Annotated in this window: 10 protein-coding genes; 9 read left to right on the forward strand and 1 reads right to left on the reverse strand. The window is 61.8% G+C overall.

The window, feature by feature from the left end:
* The 9 genes from DBR24_RS25455 to madM all read left to right on the forward strand — a co-directional run.
* The coding region (locus DBR24_RS25455; protein ID WP_256591823.1) for a malonate decarboxylase subunit alpha at window positions 1-1,107 on the forward strand (1,107 nt) is incomplete at its 5' end.
* Window positions 1,107-1,979, forward strand: coding sequence for a triphosphoribosyl-dephospho-CoA synthase (locus tag DBR24_RS25460; RefSeq protein WP_128616103.1), 873 nt, complete (start codon window positions 1,107-1,109; stop codon window positions 1,977-1,979). The genes DBR24_RS25455 and DBR24_RS25460, both read left to right, overlap by 1 nt.
* Window positions 1,979-2,278 (forward strand): malonate decarboxylase subunit delta, encoded by a 300-nt coding sequence (locus DBR24_RS25465; protein WP_128616104.1) that lies wholly within the window; start codon window positions 1,979-1,981, stop codon window positions 2,276-2,278. Before DBR24_RS25460 ends, DBR24_RS25465 begins: the two co-directional genes overlap by 1 nt.
* Window positions 2,271-3,122, forward strand: a complete 852-nt coding sequence (locus DBR24_RS25470; RefSeq protein WP_128616105.1) for a biotin-independent malonate decarboxylase subunit beta — start codon at window positions 2,271-2,273, stop codon at window positions 3,120-3,122. Before DBR24_RS25465 ends, DBR24_RS25470 begins: the two co-directional genes overlap by 8 nt.
* The gene (mdcE, locus tag DBR24_RS25475; RefSeq protein ID WP_128616106.1) at window positions 3,119-3,904 is read left to right on the forward strand and encodes a biotin-independent malonate decarboxylase subunit gamma; all 786 of its coding nucleotides are present in this window, start codon (window positions 3,119-3,121) and stop codon (window positions 3,902-3,904) included. Before DBR24_RS25470 ends, mdcE begins: the two co-directional genes overlap by 4 nt.
* Window positions 3,898-4,518 (forward strand): malonate decarboxylase holo-ACP synthase, encoded by a 621-nt coding sequence (locus tag DBR24_RS25480; RefSeq protein ID WP_128616107.1) that lies wholly within the window; start codon window positions 3,898-3,900, stop codon window positions 4,516-4,518. The genes mdcE and DBR24_RS25480 overlap by 7 nt, the downstream gene beginning before the upstream one ends.
* On the forward strand, window positions 4,515-5,435 hold the full coding sequence (gene mdcH, locus DBR24_RS25485; RefSeq protein WP_128616108.1) for a malonate decarboxylase subunit epsilon: 921 nt from the start codon (window positions 4,515-4,517) through the stop codon (window positions 5,433-5,435). Before DBR24_RS25480 ends, mdcH begins: the two co-directional genes overlap by 4 nt.
* A gap of 65 nt (window positions 5,436-5,500) precedes the next feature.
* Window positions 5,501-5,893, forward strand: coding sequence for a malonate transporter subunit MadL (madL, locus tag DBR24_RS25490; protein ID WP_128616109.1), 393 nt, complete (start codon window positions 5,501-5,503; stop codon window positions 5,891-5,893).
* A gap of 5 nt (window positions 5,894-5,898) precedes the next feature.
* Entirely contained in the window at window positions 5,899-6,663 is a 765-nt protein-coding gene (gene madM / locus DBR24_RS25495) for a malonate transporter subunit MadM (protein ID WP_038861195.1), read from the forward strand.
* Between the two features lie 306 nt (window positions 6,664-6,969).
* Here madM and DBR24_RS25500 read toward each other — a convergent pair.
* Window positions 6,970-7,684 (reverse strand): LysR substrate-binding domain-containing protein (locus DBR24_RS25500; RefSeq protein ID WP_256591824.1); only part of this gene is annotated, 715 nt, incomplete at its 5' end.

Consider the following 7,684-nt stretch of genomic DNA (forward strand, 5'->3'; position numbering starts at 1 on the left):
CAGGTCAATCAGTTGGTCGACGACGTCAGCGAACTGCCCCGCGTGGACATTCCCGCGTCATGGGTCGATTTTGTCGTAGTCGCCGACAAGCCGTTCTACATCGAACCGCTGTTCACCCGCGACCCACGGCACATCAAACCGGTGCACGTGTTGATGGCGATGATGGCGATCCGTGGCATCTACGAAAAACACAATGTGCAGTCGCTCAACCACGGCATCGGTTTCAACACCGCCGCCATTGAACTGATCCTGCCGACCTACGGCGAATCCCTCGGCCTCAAGGGCAAGATCTGCCGCAACTGGACGCTCAACCCGCACCCGACGCTGATCCCGGCGATCGAAAGTGGCTGGGTCGAAAGCGTGCATTGCTTCGGCACCGAACTGGGCATGGAAAACTACATCGCCGCACGGCCCGACGTGTTTTTCACCGGCCGCGACGGCTCGCTGCGTTCCAACCGGATGTTCTGCCAGCTCGCCGGGCAGTACGCGGTGGATCTGTTTATCGGCGCGACGTTGCAGGTCGATGGCGACGGCCATTCCTCGACCGTGACCCGTGGTCGCCTCGCCGGTTTCGGCGGTGCGCCGAACATGGGCCACGATCCACGCGGCCGGCGTCACGGCACCCCGGCGTGGCTCGATATGCGCCACGACGATGCGCAGCAACCGATGCTCGAACGCGGCAAGAAACTCGTGGTGCAAATGGTCGAGACCTTCCAGGAGGGTGGCAAACCGACCTTTGTCGAAACCCTCGACGCCGTGGAGGTGGCGAAGAAAAGCGGGATGCCGCTGGCGCCGATCATGATTTACGGCGATGACGTCACCCACCTGCTCACCGAAGAGGGCATCGCCTACCTGTACAAGGCGCGCTCGCTGGAAGAGCGTCAGGCGATGATCGCAGCGGTGGCGGGCGTCACCGCCATCGGCCTGCGGCACAACCCGAAAGACACCGAGCGCATGCGCCGCGAAGGCCTGATCGCCTTGCCCGAAGACCTCGGCATCCGCCGCACCGACGCCACCCGCGAACTGCTCGCAGCGAAAAGCGTGGCTGATCTGGTCGAGTGGTCCGGCGGTTTGTACAACCCGCCCGCCAAATTCAGGAGCTGGTAATGCACGCATTTAACCTGCAAGCAAAACCGCTGTCCCAAGCTGATCGATTGGCTGATCTGGCGGTGGACGCGCTGATCGACGAAGCCGATCTGTCGCCGAAACCGGCGCTGGTCGACCGTCGCGGCAATGGCGCGCACACCGATTTGCACTTGGGCCTGATGCACGCTTCGGCGCTGTCGTTGTGGCCGGCGTTCAAGGAAATGGCTGAAGCGGCGGTCGAGATCGGCGAAGTCGATTCAACGTTGCGCGAAGCGATTGGCCGCATCGGTCGCGAAGGCGAGCAAGCGATGCTCGCCACCACCAATGGTGTGAACACCCATCGCGGGGCGATCTGGGCCTTGGGCCTGATCGTCACAGCAGCTGCACTGGACGCGAAATCCAGCAGCACCAATGCCGTAACCCTGCGCGCCGCACGTCTGGCATTACTCGACGACCGCTACGCACCGCGCCCACTCAGCCACGGCGCCCAAGTCGCCCTGCGTTACGGCGCACGCGGCGCCCGTGAAGAAGCGCAACTCGGCTTCCCCTCCGTACTGCAACGCGGCTTGCCGCAACTCAAGCGCAGCCGCGCCAACGGCCACGGCGAACAGAACGCCCGGCTCGACGCCTTGCTCGCAATCATGACTGACCTGGCCGACACCTGCGTGCTCTATCGCGCTGGCGAAGAGGGTCTGCACGCCATGCAGCAGGGCGCGCAAGCGGTGCTCGACGCTGGCGGCAGCGCCAGCCTCAGCGGTCGCCGCCGCTTGCACGAACTGGATCAACAACTCATCGCATTGAATGCCTCGCCCGGTGGCGCCGCCGACTTGCTCGCCGCCACGCTGCTGCTCGATCGCATCGAGCGCGACGGCATTCTTCAGGGAGCGTTTTGATGGAAACCTTATCCTTTGAATTCCCCGCCGGGCAGCCGCCACGCGGGCGCGCGCTGGTCGGTTGTGTCGGCTCGGGTGATCTGGAAGTGCTGATCGAACCGGGGCTGGCCGGCAAGCTGACGATCAAGGTGCAGACTTCGGTCAACGGTGCGCAGCAGCGTTGGCAGCATCTGTTTGCGCGGATGTTCGACGGCACCACACCACCGGCGATGGCCATCGACATCCACGATTTCGGCGCGACGCCAGGTGTGGTGCGCTTGCGTCTGGAACAAGGTTTCGAGGAGATCGGCCATGACTGACAGCGCAGCGCTGTTGCACAAACACAGCTTCGTCGAACTCGGTGCGCGGCAACGGGCGCAAGCCTTGCTCGATGCCGGAACCTTCCGCGAATTGCTCGACCCGTTTCAGCGCGTCATGTCGCCGTGGCTCGAACGCCAGGGCGTGGTGCCGCAGGCCGATGACGGCGTGGTAATCGCCAAGGGCAACCTCGACGGGTTGCCGGTGGTGATCGCTGCCATCGAAGGCGCGTTCCAGGGCGGCAGCCTCGGCGAAGTCGGCGGGGCGAAGATCGCCGGCGCGCTGGAACTGGCCGCCGAAGACAACCGTAAGGGCATTCCGACCCGCGCCGTATTGCTGCTGGAAACCGGTGGCGTGCGTTTGCAGGAAGCCAACCTCGGGCTGGCGGCGATTGCCGATATTCATGCGGCGATTGTCGATTTGCAGCAGTACCAACCGGCGGTCGGTGTGGTGGCGGGCAGCGTCGGTTGTTTCGGCGGCATGTCGATTGCCGCTGCGCTGTGCAGCTATCTGTTGGTGACCCAGGAAGCGCGTCTCGGTTTGAACGGCCCGCAAGTGATCGAGCAGGAAGCCGGGATCGAAGAATACGACTCCCGCGACCGGCCCTTCATCTGGAGCCTGACCGGTGGTGAACAGCGTTTCGCCAGCGGCTTGGTGGATCGTTATGTCGCCGATGACGTGACGCAGATTCGGCAGCAGGTTGGCCAATTGCTTCAGCAAGGTTTGCCGACGCAGCCGCGCAGCCAACGTGCCGAATGGTTTCTGCAACGTCTGACGAGCCTGAACACTGACAAGCAAATCGAACCGTCGGTGGTTCGCGATCTGTATCAAGGAGAGCGCTCATGAGCGGTTATTCACTGCGCGGTTTGAACTGGTTCAACGCCTTGAGCGCGGGTGCTGTGGTGGTTGAAGGGCTGCCGGCCTCGTTGAAGGTGGCGGATGGCGAACTCGGACGGTTTATCGCCGTGGTCGCTGACCCGGACAACCGTTATCCACGTGCTCGCAACGGCGAGGTCGGTTTGCTCGAAGGCTGGGGCCTGGCCAAGGCTGTGGATGAGGCGATCACTGCCGACCGCGACAAAACACAGAAACGCCCGATCATCGCCATCGTCGATGTGCCGAGCCAGGCTTACGGTCGCCGCGAAGAAGCCCTCGGCATTCATCAAGCGCTGGCCGGTGCGGCGGACAGTTATGCCCGTGCGCGGTTGGCCGGGCATCCGGTGATTGCGCTGTTGGTGGGCAAAGCGATGTCGGGGGCGTTTCTGGCGCATGGTTATCAGGCCAATCGTTTGATTGCCCTGCGCGATCCCGGGGTGATGGTGCATGCGATGGGCAAGGCCTCGGCGGCGCGGGTGACCTTGCGCAGTGTCGAGGAACTGGAAGCGCTGGCCGCCAGCGTGCCGCCAATGGCGTATGACATCGACAGCTATGCGAGTCTCGGACTGCTCTGGGAAACCTTGTCGGTTGAGCAGATTGAACAGCCGACCGTTGAGGATCTGGTACGGGTGAACGAATGCCTGAAGCAAGCCATCGGCGATATCTCCAGCACTGACTTGAGCAACCGTCTCGGCGCAAAAAATCGTGCTGCTTCCAGCCGTGTACGCGAGCTGCTGAGGGCGCAGTGGTGAACACGCCTCTGGCCCACGACCTGCTGTGGGGCATGAGCCCGGCGCAGTTGCCGGCGGATACGCCGTTGTGGGCGGTTGAGTCGCTGGCGGCCGGGCAACCAGTGGTGGTGCGACGCGCCTCGAGCGCTGAAGGTTACGTCGCGGTGGGCGTGCGCGGTGTGTTGCGCGAGCAGCGGTTGGCGGCTTTCATGCCTGTCGAGTCGATTGCCTGTCGGGTCAGTCCGGAGGCGCTTTGTCATGTTGAGTGCGAGCGTGATTTGCCGGTGATGCAGGCACTCCAGCAACTGCGGCCAATGCTCGATGATTGCGGTTGGGTCTGGGGAATCAGCGGCAGCGTCGGGTTTGAATTGGCCAGCGGTTTTAAAGCGATGCACGCGGCCAGTGATCTCGATCTGATTTTGCGTACGCCGCAGTTGATCACGCGTAATCAGGCCCGCAAATTCGTGGAGCTTTTCGATCAGGCTGCGTGCCGGATCGACCTGCAATTGCAAACGCCGTTCGGTGCGGTCGCCTTGCGCGAATGGGCCAGCGGATCGGCCCGTGTGCTGCTGAAAAACCAGCATCAGGCGTGTCTGGTGACTGACCCGTGGAACCCGCAGGAGCAGGCAGCGTGAGCAGCTTGCTGGTGTTCCCCGGCCAGGGCGCGCAGCAAGCGGGCATGCTGCAGCGCTTGCCACGGGAAACCTTGATCGAGGCCAGCGATGTGCTCGGTGAAGATGTTTTGCTGCTCGATTCCAGCGAAGCGTTACGCACCACGAGGGCGGTTCAGCTGTGCCTGCTGATCGCCGGCGTTGCAGCATCGCGGCAGTTGTTGCAGGACGGACTCACGGCGGATTACGTTGCTGGCCTGTCCATCGGCGCCTACCCGGCAGCGGTGGTCGCTGGAGCCTTGAGCTTCAGCGATGCGTTGCACTTGGTCAGCCTGCGCGGTGAGTTGATGCAGCAAGCTTATCCACAGGGCTATGGCATGACCGCGATCATCGGCCTGCAATTATCCACAGTCGAAACGCTGTTGGCGCAGGTGCACAGTGAGGATTCACCGGTGTACCTGGCCAACATCAATGCCGATAACCAGGTGGTGATTGCCGGCAGTGACGAGGCCATGCAAGCGGTGGCCGAACTGGCGCGCAGTCGTGGCGCTGGTCTGGCAAAACGTTTGGCAGTGAGCGTGCCGTCGCACTGTCCGCTGCTGGAGGCACCTGCACAAACCCTCGCCGAAGCCTTTGCCAAAGTTGAATTGAAGAACCCGAAAATCGCTTACCTGAGTGGCAGTCGCGCGCGTCCGGTGATCAAGCCTGATGCCCTGCGTGACGACCTCGCTTTCAACATGTGCCGCGTGGTGGATTGGCGCGGCACCGTACAAAGCGCCTACGAGCGCGGCGTGCGTTTACAAATCGAACTGCCGCCCGGTGCGGTGCTGACCGGGCTGGCGCGCCGGGTGTTCGAGCAGGGCACGGTCACTGCCTTCGACAGTGCTCGTCTCGACACCTTGCAGGCGCTGTTGCGAGAGGAGGGTGGCCGCCAACTCTAAAACCGCCGACTCAAGCTTCGAACAACAAAAACAACATTCGACGATGCACTTTGAGGACTACAACAATGATTATTTACGGTGTGGCGTTTCTCGCCTTTTGTACGCTGGTGGGTATTTGGGTCGGTGAGCTGCTCGGCAAGCTGATCGGTGTGCCGGCCAACGTCGGCGGTGTCGGTATCGCAATGCTGCTGTTGATCGGTCTGGGCAGTTATCTCAACAAAAGCGGCTGGCTCAAGGGCAAGACCGAGCAGGGCGTCGAGTTCTGGAGCGCTATCTACATTCCAATCGTGGTCGCCATGGCCGCACAGCAAAACGTCTATGGCGCGTTGAAGGGCGGGCCGATGGCGATTCTCGCCGGCACACTCGCAGTGGTGATCGCTTTTGCCCTGGTGCCTGTGCTGACGCGCATGGGCAACAAGGAGCAGACCCCGATCGCTCCAGTCAAGACTGCGGGGTAATCGCCATGTACGAATCGATGATGAAAGTGATCACCGGCTACGGTTTGATCAGCGGGTTTCTGATTGTCGGGCTGACCATGTGGGTCTCCTACTGGATGTCCAACACCTTCACCAAGGGCCGTTTGCACGGCTCGGCCATCGCCATTCTGCTGGGGCTGGTGTTGTCATATGTCGGCGGTGCACTGACCGGTGGGCAGAAAGGCGTGGTGGATATTCCGTTGTTGTCGGGCATCGGTTTGCTCGGCGGTGCGATGCTGCGCGATTTTGCGATTGTGGCCACGGCCTTCGGCGTGAGTGTCGATGAGCTGAAACGTGCAGGATTCGTCGGGGTACTGGCGCTGTTTGTCGGTGTAGGTACATCGTTCGTGGCGGGTGTTGGCGTGGCGATGGCATTCGGTTACACCGATGCCGTGAGCCTGACCACTATTGGTGCTGGCGCGGTGACCTACATCGTCGGCCCGGTGACCGGCGCGGCAATTGGCGCGAGCTCCGAGGTGATGGCGCTGTCGATTGCGGCGGGGCTGATCAAGGCGATTCTGGTGATGGTGATGACGCCGTTCGTGGCGCCGATGATTGGCCTGAACAATCCGCGCAGTGCGGTGATTTTCGGCGGCTTGATGGGCACGTCCAGCGGTGTGGCCGGCGGGTTGGCGGCGACCGATCCGAAGCTGGTGCCTTACGGGTGTCTGACGGCGGCGTTTTATACCGCGCTTGGGTGTTTGCTTGGGCCTTCGTTGTTGTTTCTGGCGATGCGCGGGTTGATGGGTTAGTCGCTAAAAGCTGCCCTCACCCTAGCCCTCTCCCGGAGGGAGAGGGGACCGACCGAGTTGTTTTCGCGTTATCCACCGACCTGAAATGCCTGAGTCGAACTCAGGCCTTGAAAAGTCCCCGATCTGCTCCCTTTCCCGCTCTACTCCTTGAGGGAGAGGGGACTGACCGAGTTGGATGTTGGAGGTACGCCGACTTGAAAGTCCTGAGTCGAACTCAGGTCTTGAAACCCATGAAGATCTGCTCCCTTTCCCCCTCGCCCCCTTGGGGGAGAGGGCTGGGGTGAGGGGGTAGCTCTTGATTTTGCTCTAAATCCCAGCCTGTCGATTGGCATACATCCGACACTCCGCCAGCAACGCCAGCAAATTCGGATCCCTCTCCTTGGCCTTCAAAAACACCACACCAATGTGCTGCTGCAACCGATACTTCTCCTGCAACGGAATCAGCTTGACCCGATTCTCATACACCGCCGCAATCCGCCCCGGCAGCAACGCATAACCCACCCCCGAACTGACCATGCTCAGCAGCGTGAAGATGTCATTCACCTGCATCGCCACCTTCGGCTCGAACCCCGCCTGTTTGAACACCCGGTTGCCGTCCTGATGGGTGGCGAAGCCCTGGGTCAAGGTGATAAATGTTTCATCGCGGACCTCGGCCAGATCGACTTCACTGCGTTGTGCGAACTTCGAATCTGCTGGCGTGGCGAGGAATATATCGTCGGAGAACAACGGGATCTGCTCGCAGTCCGGGTCGTTGATGCTGTCGTCCAGCGACACCAGGATCGCGTCGACTTCCATGTTTTTCAGCTTGTAGAGCAGGTCGATGTTCGAGCCGAGAATCAGGTCGATGTTGAGTTCGCTGCGGCGGATCTTCAGGCCCATGATCAGTTGCGGTACGGTCTTCACCGTCAGCGAATACAGCGAGCCGAGCTTGAAGCGTTCAGCGGAGAACCCGGCGGCTTCGCGGGTCAGGCGCACGCTTTCGACCACGTCATTGATCAACTTCTGCGCGCGCTCTTCGAGC

Origin of the sequence: Pseudomonas sp. HMWF006 (assembly GCF_003061205.1) — a bacterium.
Classification (GTDB): domain Bacteria; phylum Pseudomonadota; class Gammaproteobacteria; order Pseudomonadales; family Pseudomonadaceae; genus Aquipseudomonas; species Aquipseudomonas monsensis.

What these genes read in the sequence shown, in the direction of transcription:
- DBR24_RS25460 (WP_128616103.1), top strand. Translation starts at nt 1,107, where the DNA reads ATGCACGCATTTAACCTGCAAGCAAAACCGCTGTCCCAAGCTGATCGA.
- madL (WP_128616109.1), top strand. Translation starts at nt 5,501, where the DNA reads ATGATTATTTACGGTGTGGCGTTTCTCGCCTTTTGTACGCTGGTGGGT.
- DBR24_RS25465 (WP_128616104.1), top strand. Translation starts at nt 1,979, where the DNA reads ATGGAAACCTTATCCTTTGAATTCCCCGCCGGGCAGCCGCCACGCGGG.
- DBR24_RS25470 (WP_128616105.1), top strand. Translation starts at nt 2,271, where the DNA reads ATGACTGACAGCGCAGCGCTGTTGCACAAACACAGCTTCGTCGAACTC.
- madM (WP_038861195.1), top strand. Translation starts at nt 5,899, where the DNA reads ATGTACGAATCGATGATGAAAGTGATCACCGGCTACGGTTTGATCAGC.
- mdcE (WP_128616106.1), top strand. Translation starts at nt 3,119, where the DNA reads ATGAGCGGTTATTCACTGCGCGGTTTGAACTGGTTCAACGCCTTGAGC.